This window comes from Puia sp., from assembly GCF_036500295.1.
Lineage (GTDB): Bacteria > Bacteroidota > Bacteroidia > Chitinophagales > Chitinophagaceae > Puia.
Map to the genome: position 1 here is coordinate 48,536 of NZ_DASYCH010000049.1, position 19,055 is coordinate 67,590.

14 protein-coding genes and 5 tRNA genes are annotated in these 19,055 nt (G+C 52.8%); 4 read left to right on the forward strand and 15 right to left on the reverse strand.

Features of this window, described 5'->3' with window-relative positions; genetic code table 11:
• Positions 1–84: 84 nt before the first annotated feature.
• The 11 genes from nusG to rpsU all read right to left on the reverse strand — a co-directional run bounded on the left by nusG (position 85) and on the right by rpsU (position 5,003).
• Positions 85–669 carry a transcription termination/antitermination protein NusG gene (gene nusG / locus VGM48_RS10400; RefSeq protein WP_331578749.1) on the reverse strand — a complete coding sequence of 195 codons (585 nt, stop codon included), beginning with the start codon at positions 667–669 and terminating at the stop codon, positions 85–87.
• A gap of 30 nt (positions 670–699) precedes the next feature.
• A complete protein-coding gene (secE, locus tag VGM48_RS10405) occupies positions 700–897 on the reverse strand; it encodes a preprotein translocase subunit SecE (RefSeq protein ID WP_331578751.1) in 198 nt (65 codons plus the stop codon).
• A gap of 60 nt (positions 898–957) precedes the next feature.
• Positions 958–1,028 (reverse strand) — tRNA-Trp (locus VGM48_RS10410).
• Between the two features lie 185 nt (positions 1,029–1,213).
• Entirely contained in the window at positions 1,214–2,401 is a 1,188-nt protein-coding gene (gene tuf / locus VGM48_RS10415; protein ID WP_331578753.1) for an elongation factor Tu, read from the reverse strand.
• A 171-nt stretch (positions 2,402–2,572) separates the two neighbouring features.
• Positions 2,573–2,644, reverse strand: a tRNA-Thr gene (locus VGM48_RS10420).
• 101 nt (positions 2,645–2,745) lie between these two features.
• Positions 2,746–2,818 (reverse strand) — tRNA-Gly (locus tag VGM48_RS10425).
• Between the two features lie 64 nt (positions 2,819–2,882).
• Positions 2,883–2,965: transfer RNA gene (locus VGM48_RS10430), tRNA-Tyr, on the reverse strand.
• A gap of 39 nt (positions 2,966–3,004) precedes the next feature.
• A tRNA-Thr gene (locus VGM48_RS10435) sits at positions 3,005–3,077 on the reverse strand.
• A 305-nt stretch (positions 3,078–3,382) separates the two neighbouring features.
• On the reverse strand, positions 3,383–3,682 hold the full coding sequence (locus tag VGM48_RS10440; protein ID WP_331578755.1) for an HPF/RaiA family ribosome-associated protein: 300 nt from the start codon (positions 3,680–3,682) through the stop codon (positions 3,383–3,385).
• A 175-nt stretch (positions 3,683–3,857) separates the two neighbouring features.
• Positions 3,858–4,739 carry a tyrosine-type recombinase/integrase gene (locus tag VGM48_RS10445; RefSeq protein WP_331578757.1) on the reverse strand — a complete coding sequence of 294 codons (882 nt, stop codon included), beginning with the start codon at positions 4,737–4,739 and terminating at the stop codon, positions 3,858–3,860.
• Between the two features lie 69 nt (positions 4,740–4,808).
• A complete protein-coding gene (gene rpsU, locus VGM48_RS10450; RefSeq protein ID WP_331578759.1) occupies positions 4,809–5,003 on the reverse strand; it encodes a 30S ribosomal protein S21 in 195 nt (64 codons plus the stop codon).
• Between the two features lie 226 nt (positions 5,004–5,229).
• On the opposite strand from rpsU, the gene VGM48_RS10455 reads away from it, so the two are divergent.
• Positions 5,230–5,829, forward strand: a complete 600-nt coding sequence (locus VGM48_RS10455; RefSeq protein WP_331578761.1) for a riboflavin synthase — start codon at positions 5,230–5,232, stop codon at positions 5,827–5,829.
• Between the two features lie 13 nt (positions 5,830–5,842).
• Here the strand turns inward: VGM48_RS10455 and VGM48_RS10460 are convergent, their stop codons facing one another.
• Both VGM48_RS10460 and VGM48_RS10465 read right to left on the reverse strand, forming a co-directional pair.
• Positions 5,843–6,556, reverse strand: coding sequence for a glycosyltransferase (locus VGM48_RS10460; RefSeq protein WP_331578763.1), 714 nt, complete (start codon positions 6,554–6,556; stop codon positions 5,843–5,845).
• Positions 6,553–8,082, reverse strand: a complete 1,530-nt coding sequence (locus VGM48_RS10465) for a hypothetical protein (RefSeq protein WP_331578765.1) — start codon at positions 8,080–8,082, stop codon at positions 6,553–6,555. The genes VGM48_RS10460 and VGM48_RS10465 overlap by 4 nt, the downstream gene beginning before the upstream one ends.
• 51 nt (positions 8,083–8,133) lie before the next feature.
• On the opposite strand from VGM48_RS10465, the gene VGM48_RS10470 reads away from it, so the two are divergent.
• Positions 8,134–10,206, forward strand: coding sequence for a hypothetical protein (locus VGM48_RS10470; protein WP_331578767.1), 2,073 nt, complete (start codon positions 8,134–8,136; stop codon positions 10,204–10,206).
• On the opposite strand, the gene VGM48_RS10475 is transcribed toward VGM48_RS10470, so the two are convergent.
• Both VGM48_RS10475 and VGM48_RS10480 read right to left on the reverse strand, forming a co-directional pair.
• A complete protein-coding gene (locus VGM48_RS10475; protein ID WP_331578769.1) occupies positions 10,169–15,247 on the reverse strand; it encodes a C25 family cysteine peptidase in 5,079 nt (1,692 codons plus the stop codon). The genes VGM48_RS10470 and VGM48_RS10475 overlap by 38 nt on opposite strands.
• A 38-nt stretch (positions 15,248–15,285) precedes the next feature.
• Positions 15,286–16,419: a PorV/PorQ family protein gene (locus tag VGM48_RS10480; RefSeq protein ID WP_331578771.1), complete on the reverse strand. Its 1,134-nt coding sequence runs from the start codon at positions 16,417–16,419 to the stop codon at positions 15,286–15,288.
• Between the two features lie 286 nt (positions 16,420–16,705).
• Between VGM48_RS10480 and tyrS the strand changes: the two genes are divergently transcribed.
• Positions 16,706–17,977 (forward strand): tyrosine--tRNA ligase, encoded by a 1,272-nt coding sequence (gene tyrS / locus VGM48_RS10485; protein ID WP_331578773.1) that lies wholly within the window; start codon positions 16,706–16,708, stop codon positions 17,975–17,977.
• 175 nt (positions 17,978–18,152) lie between these two features.
• Positions 18,153–19,055 carry an Abi family protein gene (locus VGM48_RS10490; protein WP_331578775.1) on the forward strand — a complete coding sequence of 301 codons (903 nt, stop codon included), beginning with the start codon at positions 18,153–18,155 and terminating at the stop codon, positions 19,053–19,055.

Below are 19,055 nucleotides of genomic sequence, written 5' to 3' on the forward strand. Positions count from 1 at the left end.
GATATAGCAGATATACTTATAAAAAAAACCTTCCACTTGGAAGGTTTTTTGTTTTTATAAAGTTTCGATCTCTTCTTATTACTGCTAGGCAATCTTCTCCACCTGCATATAGTTCAACTCCACAGGCGTACTCCGGCCAAAGATCTTCACCGTCACCTTCAACTTCTTCTTCTCGTCATTGACTTCTTCAATGATCCCGTTGAAATCGTTGAAAGGCCCTTCAATGATCTTAATCGTCTCACCGATAATAAACGGCTCACTCATACTCATGCTGCCCGACTCCGCCATCTCATCCATCTTCCCAAGCATCTTGTTCACCTCCGCCTTACGCAGCGCGATCGGATTCTCCTTGCCCAAAAAATGAATGACACTGTTGGTATTCTTGATCACCTCTTTCAGATCGTCCCCCAACTTCCCCTCCGTCACTTCCACCATCACATAGCCGGGGTAATAGTTACGCTCCCGCATCACCTTCTTGCCATTCTGCACCTTATACACCTTCTCCACGGGCAGGAATACCTGCTTCACGATCTCACTCCAACCGCCGCGGGAGATCTCCTTGTCGAGATACTCTTTTACCTTACGCTCTTTCCCGCTGACCACCCGCAGCACATACCACTTGGTCTCCGGCTGCGTCTTTGTTTCCTGTTGATTGACTGTCTCCGTCATAAAAATGAGTTTGCAAGCAAAAACACCCGATTAAGAGCCGAATAAAGAATAGATAAAGTGCAGCATACTACTGGATATCATATCCATGACCCAAACGACGAGCGTTATCAGCAACGTTGCTACCAACACGATCACCGTAGATTGCTGCAACTCCGACCAGGTCGGCCAGGTCACCTTCTCAAGCAACTCTTTATACGACTCCCGGAAATAGGTCGTGATTTTGTTCATGTTTTACAATTTTCTACCGCCAGCCAACACCAGCCTTCCAGCTGCGCCAACCGACCGTCGCACGGGCACTAGGATTCGAACCCAGACTGAAGGTTTTGGAGACCTCTGTACTACCGTTATACTATGCCCGTCTGTCTCTGAAGAAGCTAAGAGCTATTCCGGTAACCCAGGAACAGCTCTTAGTTCATTACAAAGATATAAAAATCCGCCGAATTCCATTCGCACCTCCGGGTTCTTCGAAAAATACCCTCCGGCGCTCATTCCACTTATGTCGGGCCTTCGGCCGACGAACCCGTGGTTCGTCTCTCCCCTCGGCTTATTTAACGATCTCAGTCACCTGACCTGCACCAACCGTACGGCCACCTTCGCGGATAGCGAATTTCAGACCCTTCTCCATGGCGATCGGCTGGATCAGCACAACGCTCAGCGAAGTGTTGTCACCAGGCATAACCATCTCAGTGCCTGCAGGCAGCGTAACTTCACCCGTTACGTCCGTAGTACGGAAGTAAAACTGGGGACGATACTTATTGAAAAACGGGGTGTGACGACCGCCTTCTTCCTTGCTCAATACATAAACCTCACCCTTGAACTCAGTGTGCGGAGTGATCGAACCGGGTTTGCAAAGAACCATCCCACGACGGATCTGAGTCTTTTCAATACCACGGAGCAGCAGACCGGCATTGTCACCGGCTTCACCCGCATCCAGCAATTTGCGGAACATTTCCACACCGGTAACCGTAGAGGCCAACGGAGCCTCCATCAGACCTACGATCTCGATAGCTTCACCCACCTTGATACGGCCGCGCTCAATACGACCCGTTGCAACAGTACCACGGCCCGTGATCGAGAACACATCTTCAACAGACATCAGGAAGGGCTGATCGACCGGACGGGGAGGCAGGGGAATATAGCTGTCAACAGCTGCCATCAGCTCGTCGATCTTTTTAACCCACTTGTCTTCACCAGCAAGAGCGCCGGTTGCGCTACCCTGGATGATCGGCGTATTGTCACCGTCGAAACCATAGGAAGACAGCAGCTCACGGATTTCCATTTCAACCAGTTCCAGCAGCTCGGGATCATCAACAAGGTCAACCTTGTTCATGAATACCACGATACGGGGAACACCTACCTGACGCGCAAGCAGGATATGCTCCTTCGTCTGGGGCATCGGACCGTCAGTGGCAGCAACTACCAGGATAGCGCCATCCATCTGAGCAGCACCGGTGATCATATTTTTTACATAGTCAGCGTGACCGGGACAGTCAACGTGTGCATAGTGACGGTTTGCGGTCGCGTATTCAACGTGTGCTGTATTGATGGTAATACCACGCTCCTTTTCTTCCGGCGCAGCATCGATTTCGTCATATTTCTTTGCTTCAGCCAAACCTCTCGAAGAAAGGATGGTAGTAATAGCAGCAGTCAAAGTGGTCTTGCCATGGTCAACGTGACCAATCGTACCAACGTTAACGTGGGGTTTGTCCCTCTTGAAGGTCTCTTTTGACATTGTTATCTGTTTTTAAGTTGTGTTTAAAATATCTGTCCGAAGACATGCCACCCACCGGCGGCCTTATAATTTTAGCAGGTCCCCCACCCCCTCTTCCCCGTCCCGCCGGAGGTCTTTGGAGTCGATGAAACCTGTTCTATTCCCGCAAATCGATTCTTCTCACTTAAAAAGAGCCGTTGATGAGAATTGAACTCACGACCTCTTCCTTACCAAGGAAGTGCTCTACCCCTGAGCTACAACGGCTGGTTCATTCCATCCATCGGCACGCACACCCAAACCGCCTCCATCCCTTCTCACCGGCTAACCCACCCCGACAGACCTGCGTCCATCAATGGCTCTCGCGGAGCGGAAGACGAGGTTCGAACCCGCGACCTACAGCTTGGAAGGCTGTCGCTCTACCAACTGAGCTACTTCCGCATGAACTATCAAGATCAAATAACTACCGACCTTTCGGTCCGCGAACCCAAGGTTCGCTCTGCTGTGGGCGAGGATGGATTCGAACCACCGAACTCGTAAGAGGACAGATTTACAGTCTGTTGTCGTTGGCCACTTGACTACTCGCCCATTTTTTCAATACCGGGAGCCCAAACCTCCCCAAAACCGAGCCGGAGAAGGGATTCGAACCCCCGACCTGCTGATTACAAATCAGCTGCTCTACCAACTGAGCTACGCCGGCTAATAACTCATCCCAACGCTTATCACACTGATCTACTGCTTTTTTTGGGAAGGCAAAGGTAGGTAAAATCGTGAACTTCAAAAATTTTAAACCCGTTTTTTTAAGTTATTCCTTTCCAGCGCCGGCCCGGCAGGTCTCCCCGCTTCCCCACGGCCGTCTTCCAACCCTCCGCCGACAAAAGAACCGGCGCCCTACGGGCATAAAAAAAGGCCATCTTCTGTCAAAAGTAGATGGCCTGTTTTTTCATATTTTTCGGGGTGGCTCCGCCTGCCCCGGAGGCGACTCCCTGAAAGGAAGCTGCTGTCTTATGCCAATTGTTTGGTTTTTTTTCTTTTTACCTGGTTGACCAGCGACTCGAACGCGCTGTCAAAAGATTCTTCGAATGATTTTGAGGAGCATTTTACAAAAAAGTGATGCCGGGGAACATGGACCCTGATCTCCGCGATCTTGTCCTTGATGTTGTGAACCACATTGTCTAATTTGAGGAATACGTCTACTTTGATGATCCTGTCATGAAACGTGTTTAGTTTTGTCATTTTTTTCTGAACATACTCTACTAACTTACCGTCTGCATCGAAGTGCACAGTTTGAATGTTTACGTTCATACATCCCAAATTTTAATCAGTGAAACAATAAATGAAAGAACTACTTCTGCTTTAGGATAAGGTCACTCGCGCCGAACCATGAAATTGCGCTTCAGTGGGACAATGAAGTTAACGTTTGCAAAGGGGATTTCCAAATAAAATGGCCCCGAATGTCATGTCATTGCATTAAAATTGGCTACGCTTTGGGATGCGCTTTCTTATAGATATCCTTCAATTTTTCGATAGTATTGTGGGTATATACCTGCGTCGCCGCCAGACTCGCATGCCCAAGCAACTCCTTCACCGAATTCAACTCCGCACCCGCATTCATTAAATGTGTGGCAAACGTATGCCGCAACACATGCGGACTCTTCTGATCGATCGTCGTCACCTGCGCCAGATATTCCCGCACCACCCGGTATACATACTTCGGATACAACTTCTTCCCCGTCCGCCCCACCAGCAAAAACTCCAGATCCGGCTCCTCCAGCTCCACCCGCTTCAATCGCTTATACTCCTCCACCATCGATAACAACACCGGACTCACCGGGATCACCCGCTCCTTATTCCCCTTCCCCAATACCTTGAAAGTCCCCGTTCCCGAATCGGCCTGCCGCTCCCGCAAACCCACCAACTCGCTGAGCCGCATCCCCGTATGATAAAGGATCGCAAGGATCAGCCGGTCCGTCAACCCCTCCCAGTCCCCAGGGAACACCACCCGGTCAAAAAGTTCCGCCATATCCCCCTGCTCCACAAACACCGGCAACCGCTTGTTCGTCTTCGGCCCGATGATCGCCGTCATCGGCGACAGCTCCACCCCCCCAACCCGTAACTGCCACTTATAAAAGCTGCGCAACGAAGAGATCTTCCGGTTCACCGATCTCGAACTCATCCCACCATCCTTCAACGCCGCCAGCCACGACCGCACCACCACCGGCGAAACCTCCTTCAACGCCAATTCCCCAAACTCCTCCCTCAGAAAGTCAAAAAACCCCTCCAGGTCGTCCTGGTACGACCGGATCGTATGCGGCGAATAACGCTTCTCAAACTTCAAATAATCGATAAAAGGTTGGATCACAATACCCAAATTACATAAAAAAGGCCATCCCAACCGGGATGGCCTGTATAATTATATTGCAAAATTCTATTATTCGAACTTGCCTGCAGCAACCTGCTGCTTGTAGATCGCCTTCAACACCTCACCCCGCCGGCGTACTGACGGCTTGGTATAGGACTGGCGCTCACGCAACTGGACCAGGGTCTTGGCCTTTTCAAACTTCTTCTTGTACTTCTTCAGCGCCTTGTCGATGTTTTCGCAATCTTTGGAATCAATGATCAGCATAATTTATATACCCCCTTGTTTAAATTTTCGCCTCGGGCCTCTCCCGAATTTGGCGCTCGGCTCAAATTCGCTTAATGATCGACCTTCGGTCGGCGAACCCGTGGTCCGCCCTTTGATAGGACTGCAAAAATAGTAAAAGTTTCGGAAAATCGAAAACTCCCCCCCCAAATTCTAAATTCCAGTCCAAATAACCCGACTTCCACCCCAATTCCCGAAATTTGCCCCCATGTTCACCGGAATCATCGAATCACTCGCCAGGGTCCACTCCATCGAAACCCACGGCACCAACAAAACCTTCTGGATCGGCTCCGCCATCTCTCACGAACTAAAGATCGACCAGAGCATCTCCCACAACGGAGCCTGCCTCACCGTCGAAGAAGTTCAAAACGATCGCCACCGCGTCACCGCCATCCACGAAACCCTCGAAAAAACCAACCTCGGCGCCTGGCAACCCGGCCACCTTGTCAACCTCGAACGCTGCATGATCATGAACGGCCGCCTCGACGGCCACATCGTCCAGGGCCACGTCGACACCACCGCCACCTGCATCTCCCGCAAAGACCTCGACGGCTCCTGGGAGTTCCGGTTCGAATTCCCAAAAAAATTCAGCCACCTCGTCATCGAAAAAGGCTCCATCAGCCTCAACGGCATCGGCCTGACCATATTTAACGTAAAGCGATCCAAATTCGACATCGCCATCATCCCCTACACCTTCGAACATACCAATATCCAAACCATCACCACCGGCAGCCTCGTCAACCTCGAATTCGATCTCATCGGCAAATACGTCGCCAATGCCCAGGGATACCCCGGTAAGAAAAAGTGACAGGACAACTTCCCTAAACCCGGTACCTCCCCCGCATCCGATTAACCCATATCAATAAAATACTCCCCACCGTCCCCAACGCATCCCGCACCACCCGGACACTGCTGCTGCCCTGCTTCCTGGTCCCCACCGGGATCCGCCCGATCACATACCCCCTCCTGATCGCCACATACAACAGCTCCAGGTCAAGGGCAAAACCATCGACCTGCATCACCGGAAACAACTGCGCCGCCACCGCCCGCCGAAAACCCTTGATCCCACATTGCGTATCAAAAAAACCCGGCGTAAAAAAATTGCCCACAAAAAATGACAAGACCCTGCTCCCCCATTTGCGCATCGCCCCGATATCCTTCGGATAAACCGACTCCGCCAGGCTCCGGTCCCCAACAACGATATCCATCTGCCCATCGGCAAAAGCCCGGATCATCCGCCCCGCCACCTCGGGGTAAAAAGGAAAATCCCCATCCATAAAGATCTGCACCTCGCCACAGGCGACGCCAAACCCTCTTCTCACCGCATATCCCTTGCCCCGGTTCCGCTCGTTACGCAAATAGCTACAGCCATTCCCGATCGCTGCCTCCCGGATCGACTCCCCATCCCAGGAACCATCATCCACCACGATAACTTCCCAGGCCTCGCCCCCCTCCTCCAGCCCACGGACAAATACCGGCAACAATGCCGCAAACTCCGCATAACAGTTGTACACCGGAAGTATAAAGCTTATCATGGATGATACTGTCTTTGAATTAACCCCACCCGGCCATACGCGTGACCCTCATAGTCGATCGTATCGATACCATAGTATTCGGCATAATAGTGAATGTACAACCCCGTATCGGCCAGCGGGTCCTGATAAAAGCTCAGCCTTGGATAGGCCGCTCCCCGCCGGATCAGGCTCTTCTGCACAAACCCCGGAGCCCGGCGCTTCACCGCTTCGGAATAATCCGTGGAATAACTGCGCAATACCACCCGATGCTCCCCCCTGTTCTTCGCCGCCTGGATATCCGCCTTCCTCTGTTCCAGGATCCCCCGGTAAATGATCCCCGCACCCAGGTCGCCCACCCCCTGCGATAATAGACCGCTGCCGATGAACAACAGCAGCCCAAACGCCAGGACAAGCGGCTCCCTCCGTACGACCAATCGCAACACCTCGGTCTCCCCCACCCTCGTTCCCCAGGAATAACAGGCCGCCAGCAGGAATAGCAACACAAAAAGTTCCAGCGTCCCGTTTGCCCGCGGCGCGAGAAGCTCACCGCTAAAGACATAGATCAGGAAATAGAACGCCGCCACCCCAGGCACGGCGGGCGCCAGACAGACCAGCGGATGAAACCATTTACTGCCCGCCAGCCTCTTTCGAATATCCGTCCGGGTTATCGAACCCGCCGTCCCCGCAAGGACAAGACATAACCACAACAACGGCGAGGTGATCATCCGGTAATAGATCCGCCCGGTATAAAGCACGGCCACTCCAACCCCGTTCCCCACGGAAAAATGAAGCCCAAAATGACCCGCCCGGTTCGCCGCGCCACCCGGCAGGACAGCCACCACGACACAAACCACCAGCACCGCCAGCATCCCTGCCGCCGGCCATAAGAACCTACCGGTCACCTCCCGGTAGACCAGCTGGGCCCAAACCAAAATGATCCCCGTAAAGAAAAGCGTTATCTCATTCGTTCCGGCCACCAACACCGCCGCCGCAAGGGCCCAGACCCACTCTCCGCCCGTCGCACGCCCCCTGGCAGCTACCCGCAACAAAACCGTCAGCAAAAGCAGGAACAACAAAAAAGAAAGCAGATAGATCATCGACCCCGACACCCAATACAGCACGCTGGCCGGCTGAAAAAGGACGGCAACACCCGACACCAGCAAGGTCATCGCCAGCCACGCCACCCGCCGCATCCCGGTCTGCTCCGGCAACAAAAGCCCGGTCACGGTCCGCACAAGCAACACCATCACCCCATACCACATCACCAGCAACACAAGGGCCGCAAGAAAATAATGCTCCATCAAAAAGGAACCATCAAGCAAAAAAAAGATCAGCGGAAAAGACACATAACGGCTGCTCTCCTGATAAAACAGCCGGATATAGCTGCCGACGCCCAGCAGGTGATCGTTGTAATGAACGGCCAGATCCTCCGCCGAAGGGTAAGTGAAAAAGGAAAGCGCCACGAGCAGTACAAAACATAGGAAGGGAACGATATACAGTCCGGCACCTGTCAACTCGCTAAGGGAATACCTCCTGTATTTGATCATTTACTGCTAAAATACAAAACTATATAAATACTTTTGGCTAATTTGACAACCATGCCAAACAGTCGAACTACCCGGAAGGATTGGCGCATTTACGGGCTGCTGGGACTCTTCCTGCTGCTGGCTTATCTGCCCCTTTCCTCCTTTCTCTTCGCACTGAAAAATGACGCGCTGGTCGATAACTTCCCCCATAAATATTTCTTTTCGGCCGCCCTGCATGCCGGCTTTTTCCCCTCCTGGAATCCCTATGTCAACTTCGGACTGCCATTGTATGCCGACCCGGGCTTCGCGTTCTGGAGTCCCCTCACCTGGCTCTTCGGGCTCATCGGGTATAACGTCCACATGCTTACTGTAGAGGTACTGGTATACATCTGGCTCGGCGGCGTATTCATGTATCGTCTCGGGGTATTTCTTGGTTTTATCACCCGCACCGCATTTCTCATTGCGGCAATGTATATGTGCTGCGGTTTCTTCGTCGGCACGCTGCAATACATCAACTTTCTCACCTCCGCAGCGTTCCTTCCGCTGGCCACACTCTATTTTCTAAAACTGCAACAACGCCTTACCTCTTCCAGCCTGCTGGGATGCTCCGTCAGCCTCTATCTCTTTATCGCGGGCGGCCATCCCGCCCTTCCCATCGGCGCCATCTATTTCTACGCCGCAATCCTCGCCGGCCTCATTGGGATAAGAACCCCCGGTGAGTCCCGTCCCGCACCGGCTAAAATAATAACGACAAATATCCTGCTCATTGGCTGCCTCCTCGGCCTCGCCGCTCCCCTGCTCCTCTCCTGGCGTGAGATTTTTCCCTTGTTTAACCGGGCCGTCCCCGTCAACCAGTTGATCGAAGAGGGATCGGGCTTCACCTTCCAATCCTGGCTATCCTTCCTTTTTCCTTTCGGCACAAGCGCCCCGTCGGCCTGGTTCGGCACCGCCACGACAATGCGCAATGGCTATTTTTCTCTCGCCGGCCTCGCCATCTTCCTCCTCACCATCTTCCATACTAAAAACAAAACCCAGTGGGTCTTCCTCATCGGCGGCTCGCTAATGCTGCTCCTCTCCCTTGGCGGTCCCGTCAAGGCTGCCCTCTACTCCTTCCTGCCTCTATTGAAATATATTCGGACAAATGGAGAATTCCGCCTGTTCTCGCTGTTCTCCTTTATTATCGTACTGGCATTCCCGCTCGACGGCCTGCTCAGGACCGGCATCCCGCCACAGCAACTCAGAAAAATACTCGCCGTTATGGCAGCCGTCTCGGCCGCGGTCATCGCCGTGACGACCGTGATCGTCATCCGCCACCCCTCGTTCGATACTCCTGTCCCGGGTATGGACATCCCCGCAACCATGAAATGGGGACTCGATAATCTGAACGGATACTGGCGCCTTTTGATCAATGCGATCGTGATCCTGCTGCTGATCCTTCTCTATTTCCTCGCCGGGAAACGTCTCAGTCCGGCCGTTTCGCTTTCTCTGTTCATCGGGGTCGACCTCGTGCTCAGTTCCTGGCTCGTCCTGCCCGTCACCGGCGTGCAACAAATGTCTCCAGCTGAGATCGAAAACCTGATCTCATTCGCGCCCCCGGGTATTCCCATCCCAACGCTAGCACCGATCTCGGCGAATCGCCGCTCCGGCGAACCGATCGATAAGATCGTCGGCTGCTGGCCCTATTACAGCAAACAGCCCGGCACACCCAGCTTCTGCGGCTATCCGACCCTGCTCACCACGACGATGCAGTATTTCCAGTCCGGCCTTTCGGACTCCGTCAATCGCCATGCTTTTGTTTTCGTGAAAAAGGCGCCACAGGCGCCGTTAAAGATAAGTTCGTTCTCCCCGTCAAAAATGGAATTTGACGTCACCGCTGACGCCGCGGACACGCTCGTGCTCCTCCAAAACGCCTTCCCCGGCTGGCAGGTCCGGCGAAACGACAGCGCCGTCGCCCTGCAAACAAGTTACTACTCGTTCATGGCCGTGCCGCTGGTTCCCGGAGCCAACCATCTCGTATTCAGTTTCCGGCAAGGCCGGCTATTCAGTTATCTGGCGATATCCCTGGCTACAGGGATCCTGCTTTTGGTTGCCGCCTGCCGGAAGCCCCCTACTTCATCAGGTACATCTTCCCATAGCCGTTATTGAAATACTTGTCGGTATTATCCCCCGCAGCTTTGTACTTTGTCAGCGACTGACCATTGAGGTTGGTAACGACATGATATAGATAGACGCCGTTGGCCAGCCGGTTCCCATAACTGTCCGTTCCATTCCACTTGAACTCGGTGATGTTCCTTCCGATATGCAGCGGACCCAGTTCCTCCTTGGTGATCTCCCGCACCACCTTACCAGTGATGGTGAGTATCTGGATCTTGATATTCTGGGGCACCTCGCTGCCGGTGATCGTAAAGACAAACGCCGTTGACGTCGTAAAAGGGTTGGGATAGTTCAGCATATTCGAGATCATCGGTTTCGTGATGACCTTGAAATCGACGCGATAGGCCGTCGCGCCGGCCGTGACGCCCGTCTGGTCCTTCCCTGTGACGATCAGCTGATATTCGTCCCCTTCCGGGTTGTATTGCGTGGTAAAGGCCGGTGTAAAGTCCACCATGGCTACGTTATTGTTGCCGCTCGTCGCCGGGATGAATCGCAGCGTATCGGTGTTGAACCGGAAGGCATGCAACGATCCGTCAGGATATTTCACCTGCACGCTGAGCAGCGAAGTATCGGTGAGCAACAGATACTGCGACGGACTTTGTAGCTTTATCTGGATATGCGGCCGGGCCGAAACGATATCGTCATTCAGGATGTGAATGTTGTCGAAGGTCACATCCAGGTTGGGATTACGGCCATCACCTCTCACATAGATACTCTTGTACAGGAAGTTATTTCCAAGGTATTGCTCAGGCTGGTCATTATCCGGGTTGAATCCGATATAGAGGGTATTGGCCCCCGTAAAAGGTTTCGAATCGATGGTGTAGTCCAGGGTCAGCGTATCGCCTGTGTTCAACGGCTTTCTCCGGGGCAGCACGATCGTATGGATACTGTTCGACCGGTCCTGGACATAGAGCTTGATGCGCATGCTGTCAAAGGCATAAGGACTCACGTTCTTAAAAGGAATGGCGATCTCGATCGGCTGGCCGAGGCTCACCGTATCCGGCGCCTTGAACAACAGGTTCGGCGCCAACGCCCCTTCCGGCACCGGCGTATAGTTTACCCGCCAGTAATCCAATTGGAAGGGCTTGGCATGGACCGTGTCCAGCGTCGTAAGCTTCAGCTGGATATAGGGATATTGCCTGGCATTCACCGTGGACAGGTCAAGGTCCTGCACCCCCCGGGTCAGATTATAAAGCGGCCTGAAATTCCCAAGCGAATCGATCCCGATCACCTGTACCCCCACCGTATCGGTGGCAGGCACGCCGACGGGATCATGGCCCCGCCAATGCATCTGGCTCCATTTCTTCGAAGGCCCAAACAACGGCGAGGTCACCGTTCCGCTGTACATCGGCGCGTAAGCATTCACAGACTGAGTTATCTTATCGTAGATATCATGCGAGATCTTATACTGCGGGACAAAGGAAGGATCACCCTTCTTATAGATAAACTGCCAGTCCCTCGGATAGGTAACAGAGTCCACATCGGCAAACCCGGCATTCAGCAGATAATTATACATCGACTTGCCGCTGCCGAACGCCGTCGTGTCGGCCCGCCAGTTGGGAATATACGACGAACCACCGGCATCATAGTCATCGCTGCGCACAACGACGAAATACCCGTTGGGAATACTGTCCATGAATCGCATCATCAGCCCGCGGCTGCCCTGGGTCTCATAGGAGAACTCAAAATTCCACCACCGCTGCGTACCGCAATTCGCCGCGCCGCTGCCGCTGAGATAAAGGTTGTTGCCCGTAGTGGGGTCCACATTCAACCAGGCCCGCAAGGTCACCGGGTCAAAGACATTGAAGATCAGCGAATGCCCGACACAGGCACTCTGGATATAGGAATTCCCATCCACGCCTACCGCGAAGTCCTGCTCAAACTGCCCCGAGGTGGGGAACATCGCGTTGGAGAGATAGAAATAGTGCGTGGCAGTGCCAAAGCCCCATTGACGGTTAGCAAGGATCGATACGCTGTCCCCGTTCGAACCCTCATGCTGGAAGTAATGGGATTGGTTCATCCCGGTGCTGCTCCTGGCCGGATCGATATACACAAACGAACTGTTGCTCCAGGTATAAACACCGGTTGGCGTCGTCGGCACCGGCGAGACCCGCCAGTAGTAAACCACGCTATCCATAAAATTCACCCCGGGATCGAACTCCAGCTCACCACCCACCGACGTCAGGTACTTATCCACCTTCATCGAAGAATTGAAGTTTTGCGTCGTATCCAGCTCCATCACATACTGCGTACTCGGGATCAGCGGGTTTGCCGTAGAGGCAACCAGCTTCGACGTCGGCGTATTGATGATCGAATAATTATAAGGATACACCGGCGTCGCCCCATCCTGGTAGACAAAGACATCCGTGGTCAGCGAATTATTCGCATAGGTCACCTCGGGGATTACATTCCCCGGATTGACGGTGATCGTTATTTTATTGTCGCCCTTGTCCCTCGACCCGACAACCGGCACCGCCAGCTGGACGGAATCCACATACCGGATACCCCTCAGCTTCTTGGACAGCAACACCGTCGAAGTGCCATTCGGATAGGTTCGCGTCACCGTCACCTGCACACTGTCGGAGACGGCCTTGCCAAGATTATAGATCCTGGCGTTATAGGTAAACACGGTGTTGCTCACCGAAACAAGGGTCGGATTGATCGTTACCTGCGAAGACTCGACGTCATAATCGGTCTGCCCCTGGTTAAGCTTAAGATAAGGATCCCCGTGGATCGTCATCTGCTCGGCATGCAACCGCGCAAAAAAATCGCCCGGCACGGAATTGACAAGATTGTTCAACCCATCCTTCTCGAGGATACCGATCGGCTTCCCATAATCGCTCCCGGCCATCAGGTTATATAAGCCCGTCAGGAAAATATTCAGATAATTGACGATCCCGAAGTTGGTACTCGCCACAAAGGCGATCGCCCCCCTTTCAGGGGCCAGGACATAGGTCTCCGACAAGGTCTTGCTCACCCCCGCGGGCCGCTGCGCATCATAGATAAAGAAGTCGCCGGCATCACAACCGTTGATAAGGAACACCGGGTATTTGCCCTGGTTGTTATAGTCAGTCGGGTTATCGAGGTTATAACCAAGCACCTGGTTCGAGGAGTGACCGAAATAGTTCAAGAAGCTAAGCCCTGTCGTAAACAGGCTTGAGATAATGCTCGTCGGCACCTGGCTCACCTGGCTGGCATTCCCGTCACAATAGAGCGACACCATGGCCCCGGCCAGGGTATCGGCGATGATACTCGCATAATAGGATTCATAGTTACAAAGGATCGTCCCCAGGTAGGGTTCGCTCACCCCCGTAAGATGGACCCCATTCTTCATCCAGAGCCGGCCCGCGATGGTATTCGGCGAAGTAGACTGCGCCTGCTCATATTCCTTCACCTTGCTCAGATAAGCCTCTATCTCCGTCCCGGACTCCACTGATAATCTGCCTATCGGCGTAACAGGGGTGGCGCCCGCGCCATCATCGGCCGCAAGTTTGTTATCGGAAGCAGGTGTGCCAAAAGTGGGGATGAGGTTCAGCTGGTCGGCCAGCGGGTCATGCATCGTCTCACTGTAGTTATTGTAGAGATCATAGGTCATCCCGTGACCGATGAGCAAACAGAATTGCGGCTTGGCGGCAAATTTTGCCCGCGCATACCGGAGGAAATTCTGTATGGAAATCGGGTGTTTCTTGATCCCAAATGCGAATTGGTCAACCAGCTCGTTGATATCATAGACCTGCGCATCGAACCCGCCACCCATCGGACTGCTGCGGTAATTCTTATAATCCATGACGGGATTGTTCCCGCTGCTCCCGGTATAAAGCGCCGGATTGCTGATGATGATATAATTCCCCTGATTGGCCGTATTGGCAAAATTGACAAAGAGCCGGGGGGTCATAGTAGTCACGGTCTGCACAAGCGTCGGGTCCTCGTTCACCAACACCAGGTTCGTATTGGCAGTCGACCCCTGAACGGCAAAAGCGACCGTTGCGCCGGCAAGATAGGCCGTATATCGCAACCCATTGGTCAGATCATAAAGAACGGGATTGGGACCCGCAAGCGGAACGTTGATAATATTTATCCGGTAACCTGCCGCCTTCGCCGGAAGTTGAAAAGCGAAATTCGCCTGTCCCCCAAAATTGAACGCCCGGGGATAGGTAAGCTCACAAAAAGAAACCACCATCCGGTCCGTGCTCACCGTTGAGTTATTAAGGAAACTGATATCGGCAGATCCGCCGGCGATAAGCCCCAACGGCACCGGCCGGCTCGTCACCAGGTCGTTAAAGCTGTTCATCGTCGTATCCGCCAGGATAGTCCCATTGACGGACACCTGAACCGTTCGCGGATTATCGGCATTGCCCACCATCCCGAATTTGACGGTGGCGTCCGGACCGGCTGCATAAACAGCCGGCAATTTGTTATCCGGGAACGGTATACCCGGCGCAATCGGCGGCGAAGCCCAGAATTCACCGAGATCATAGGAAGAAGAGTAGATATATTCTCCCACCACCTGCGCAAAACCCGGATTGATCCCGCCGGACTTGAAATAATCCCCATCCGTATACATAAAATAGGGTTCGAGCCCCAGCGGCGATCCCAGTACATCATTCGTCGCATTCGTATAATGGAAAGAATTACCCGCCGGATTGATCGACAGATAATACACCGCAGTATCCGTTTCCAGGCTATAATAAGTGGTATGCTGATAGATGGCATTCCGGTACAAAGCCCGGTCCGGCGCCCCATCGTTCATCTGCCCCCAAAACTCGATGTAGTCGCTTGCTCCCATGATCCCCGACCCGTTCGTCACATACATCGGAACTTCCTTTCCATTACGGAAAAGCTGGAAATTCTGCGCCGCCACCCCACCCAACCCGGCGTTTGCCAGGGTGCTCTGGGGGATCCGGCAGACTCCGGTACGCGCAACCTTGAACTTGTAGTAGGTCCGCGAATAATCGATCCATTCGTTATTGTAGGTTTGGGCAGTCACTCCCAGGGCCACCAATAAACAAAAGAAAGTAAATAATTTTTTCATACCAGTAGGGTTTTTTGTTCTTCCCGGACCGCGATCCGTCACCGCTTCTTCTCCTTTTTCCGCAAATCGATCCGTAATGAAAAAACATGGGTATACAACGGATAAGATTGGTTCGCAAGATTGACAAATGCATAATCGATCTGGATATCGCCTACCTTGAAACCCGCGCCGACACTCGGCTGGTAGATCCAGATCTTCCTATTGTTCAGCGTATCCCGGTCGTCCAGCACCTGCTGAAAATTATTGATCCCGCCACGCACAAAGAAAATATCCTTGAAAGAAAGTTCGAGCCCCAGCCGCGGATCGATACTCACCGGGTTGGTGCTGATCACCGTGTTGCGCCGGCCGTCGAAGGTCAGATCGAGATCGGCCTCCGCAAGCAGGCTCAGTTTCCTGCTCAGCTTGAAATTATAACTGCCGCCGATCAATAGCTGAGGAGCGGTCAATTCTATAGATTTTCCCGGGATCTCATTCTGCGTCTCGTAAAACACCTCCCGTATCGCTTCATTGAGGCTAAAGGACCAGGCATTGAAGGTCGTCGTCACATCCTTGGCAACGATCCCCACCTTCCAGCGTTTGCCCGAGATCTGCGCCGCCGCGTCGAATCCAAAACCCCACGCATTGGCAAAATCCCCCGCAGTGCGATGGATGATCTTTGCATTCACGCCAAAATTCACCTGCTTGTCACCGAACATCTTCTCATGCTGCGCCAGCGAAACGATAAAAGCATAGTCGGCCGAAGAAAAAGTGGTGATATTATCAAAATTCACGGTCCCGTCCGGCTGCACCAGAAAGATCGTATTGGGGATATCGTCGACGGCAAAACGCAGCGCGGTCAGCCCCAGCACCCGCTTGTTGTCCTTTAACGGCAACGCCAGGCTCGCAAAGTCATACTTGCCGATACCCGCATAATACTCCGCGTGCATCAGGCTAAGCTGGGGATTGTCCCGGATATTGGCCAGCGCGGCAGGATTCCAGTATCCCGCCGTTGCATCCGACACCGAAGCCACCTGCGCGCTGGCCATGGAAAGCCCGCGCGCACCCGCGCCGATGTTCAGAAATTCGTTCGAATATTTTGTAAATTGGGCAAACGCCGACAAGTGAATCAAGGATCCGGTAACCACCAGTAAAATGGAGCAGAGGGTTTTGCTGCCCCGCATTCTATTCAGCATAAGCCAACGGTTAATATGGTATTTTTTTTTGCAGGGCCGGGTCTACTCGAAAAATAGCACCGTCCCCGCAAAATCTCAATGTCTGACCTATCGGTCAGAGCGGCCACAGGCCGCTCAGGCACATGGCTTTCAACGGTACGGATCATTAAGTTATAACGGCCTGCCATTGACAATATTGTCCCGTTAACATACTTCCAAGCCCCTCCAATTGCCCTTTTCCCTACCATAAATTGGTGGAATCCCCTAGTTTTGCGCAAAAAGGGACCATGGGGTCCCAACCAATAGCATGAATCTCATCGAAGAACTCAAATGGCGCGGCATGATCCAGGACATCATGCCCGGCACGGAAGAACAGCTCAACAAGGAAATGACCTCGGCCTATATCGGCTTCGACCCCACCTCCGATAGCCTCCACATCGGCAGCCTGGTGCCCATCCTCCTCCTGGTCCATTTACAAAAGGCTGGCCATAAGCCATTTGCGCTGGTCGGGGGCGCCACCGGCATGGTCGGCGACCCCAGCGGCAAAAGCGAAGAAAGAAACCTCCTCAGCGAAGAAGTCCTCAACCACAACCTCGCCTGCGTAAAAAAACAGCTCGAAAAATTCCTCGACTTCAACCCCGGCCTGCCCAATAAAGCCGAAATGGTCAACAACTACGACTGGTTCAAGACCATGCGGTTCCTCGATTTCATCCGCGATGTTGGCAAACATATTACAGTAAATTATATGTCCGCCAAGGACAGCGTTAAAAAGCGTTTGGAGGGGGAGAATGGAATGAGCTTCACGGAATTTACCTATCAATTAGTGCAGGGATACGATTTCTACTGGCTATATACCAATAAAAATTGCAAACTCCAGATGGGCGGCAGCGACCAGTGGGGCAATATCACCACCGGCACGGAACTCATCCGCCGCATCGGTAACGGCGAAGCCTTTGCCTTCACCTGCCCCCTCCTCACCAAGGCCGACGGCGGAAAATTCGGCAAGACCGAAAAAGGCAATGTCTGGCTCGACCCGGAGAAGACCTCTCCCTATGTCTTCTATCAGTTCTGGCTGAATGCCACCGACGCCGACGCCCAAAAATGGATAAAGATCTTCACCTTCCTCCCGGCCACGGAGATCGAAGCGCTCGCCGCCGATCAGGCCGCCAAACCGGAAGCCCGGCTGCTCCAAAAAACGCTGGCGCGCGAGGTCACCCTATTCGTCCACGGGGAAGAAGGCTATAAAAAGGCCCTGGCCGACACCGAAAAGATGTTCGCCAACCAATCTGCACCCGCCGAGTCCCTAAGCGAAGCGGACCTGCAATCCCTCGACGGCATCGCCCGCTTCACCTACGAGGCAGCCCGCATGGGAGTCGATATCGTCTCCTTTCTGGCAGATACCGGCATCGCCCCTTCCAAAGGCGACGCCCGCAAACTCATCCAGGGCGGCGGCATCAGCATCAACCGCAAAAAAGTGGAAGGCCTCCAATTCTCCGTCGACGCCTCTCTGCTCCTTCACGGAAAATACATCCTCGTTCAAAAAGGCAAAAAAAATTATTTTCTGGTCACATTTATTTGATTAACAAAAGCACACAACACCCCCCAAATCCAACCCGCCCCCTTCCCCTCCACCAGGTTATTTTTTCTCCTTATCTTGCACCCAACAGTACGCACCACGCTACCCATCAGAACAGCGTCCCAGGGTGCGTCTTTTGCTTTTTTACCCCATATGAATACACCTTATCCGAACTCAGATGTACTCCAAGCCCGTTACTACGATCGCCCAGCAGATCCGGCAATTAAAAGAAAGAGGATTATTGATCTCCGACGATGAAGCCGCTGCTCATTACCTTTCAAATATCAGCTACTATCGCCGGGTGGGATACTGGTGGCCAATGCAAGCCGACAAAATAACCCACATATTCAAACCCAATAGCAAATTCGATGACGTCATTGCCTTGTACAACTTCGATAGAGAGCTTCGTATCCTGCTTTTTGATGTCATCGAGAGAATTGAGATCTCACTCAGGACCAAAATGAGCTATCATCTGTCCCATGAACATGGCTTTTGGTGGTTTCAAAAAACAGAGCTCTTCCTGGATACCCGGCAATTGATCGTCACTTTAGCCAGTCTGGAAGAAGAACTACAACGATCAAAAGATATTTTCATCAAAGACCACAAAAAAAAGCATTCCGACGATCTTCGTTTTCCACCCAGTATCAAAACACTCGAGATCGCGACATTCGGAAACCTGTCCCGAATGTACGGCAACCTCAAACCTGGCGTAGCTGCAAAAGATGCCATCGCATCCGAACTCAAAACCGTCAATCATACCTATCTGCATAGCTGGTTGCAATCTATTGCGCAGATTCGCAATACCTGCGCTCATCATAGTCGGCTATGGAATAAAAGTTTGGCGATAAAACCAAGCCTGCTACCCAAACCACCTGCTCCCTGGATTGAGAACGTGCCTCCGGCAAACGAACACAATAAACTCTATATCCACGTCTGCTGCATGAAGTACTTGCTCGACGCGGTAAGCCCCGGACATCATTTGAAAGAAAAACTGGCAGCCTTATTTGAAAAATATCCTTCCGTTGATCTGGCCGCATTAGGCTTTGATCAAAAATGGCGACAAGAACCCCTGTGGACCTGA

Bases quoted from the DNA above. Each gene is read 5' to 3' on its own strand.
- nusG (WP_331578749.1), bottom strand. From the start codon at position 669: ATGACGGAGACAGTCAATCAACAGGAAACAAAGACGCAGCCGGAGACC.
- secE (WP_331578751.1), bottom strand. From the start codon at position 897: ATGAACAAAATCACGACCTATTTCCGGGAGTCGTATAAAGAGTTGCTT.
- tuf (WP_331578753.1), bottom strand. From the start codon at position 2,401: ATGTCAAAAGAGACCTTCAAGAGGGACAAACCCCACGTTAACGTTGGT.
- VGM48_RS10440 (WP_331578755.1), bottom strand. From the start codon at position 3,682: ATGAACGTAAACATTCAAACTGTGCACTTCGATGCAGACGGTAAGTTA.
- rpsU (WP_331578759.1), bottom strand. From the start codon at position 5,003: ATGCTGATCATTGATTCCAAAGATTGCGAAAACATCGACAAGGCGCTG.
- VGM48_RS10455 (WP_331578761.1), top strand. From the start codon at position 5,230: ATGTTCACCGGAATCATCGAATCACTCGCCAGGGTCCACTCCATCGAA.
- VGM48_RS10460 (WP_331578763.1), bottom strand. From the start codon at position 6,556: ATGATAAGCTTTATACTTCCGGTGTACAACTGTTATGCGGAGTTTGCG.
- VGM48_RS10465 (WP_331578765.1), bottom strand. From the start codon at position 8,082: ATGATCAAATACAGGAGGTATTCCCTTAGCGAGTTGACAGGTGCCGGA.
- VGM48_RS10470 (WP_331578767.1), top strand. From the start codon at position 8,134: ATGCCAAACAGTCGAACTACCCGGAAGGATTGGCGCATTTACGGGCTG.
- VGM48_RS10475 (WP_331578769.1), bottom strand. From the start codon at position 15,247: ATGAAAAAATTATTTACTTTCTTTTGTTTATTGGTGGCCCTGGGAGTG.
- VGM48_RS10480 (WP_331578771.1), bottom strand. From the start codon at position 16,419: ATGCTGAATAGAATGCGGGGCAGCAAAACCCTCTGCTCCATTTTACTG.
- tyrS (WP_331578773.1), top strand. From the start codon at position 16,706: ATGAATCTCATCGAAGAACTCAAATGGCGCGGCATGATCCAGGACATC.
- VGM48_RS10490 (WP_331578775.1), top strand. From the start codon at position 18,153: ATGTACTCCAAGCCCGTTACTACGATCGCCCAGCAGATCCGGCAATTA.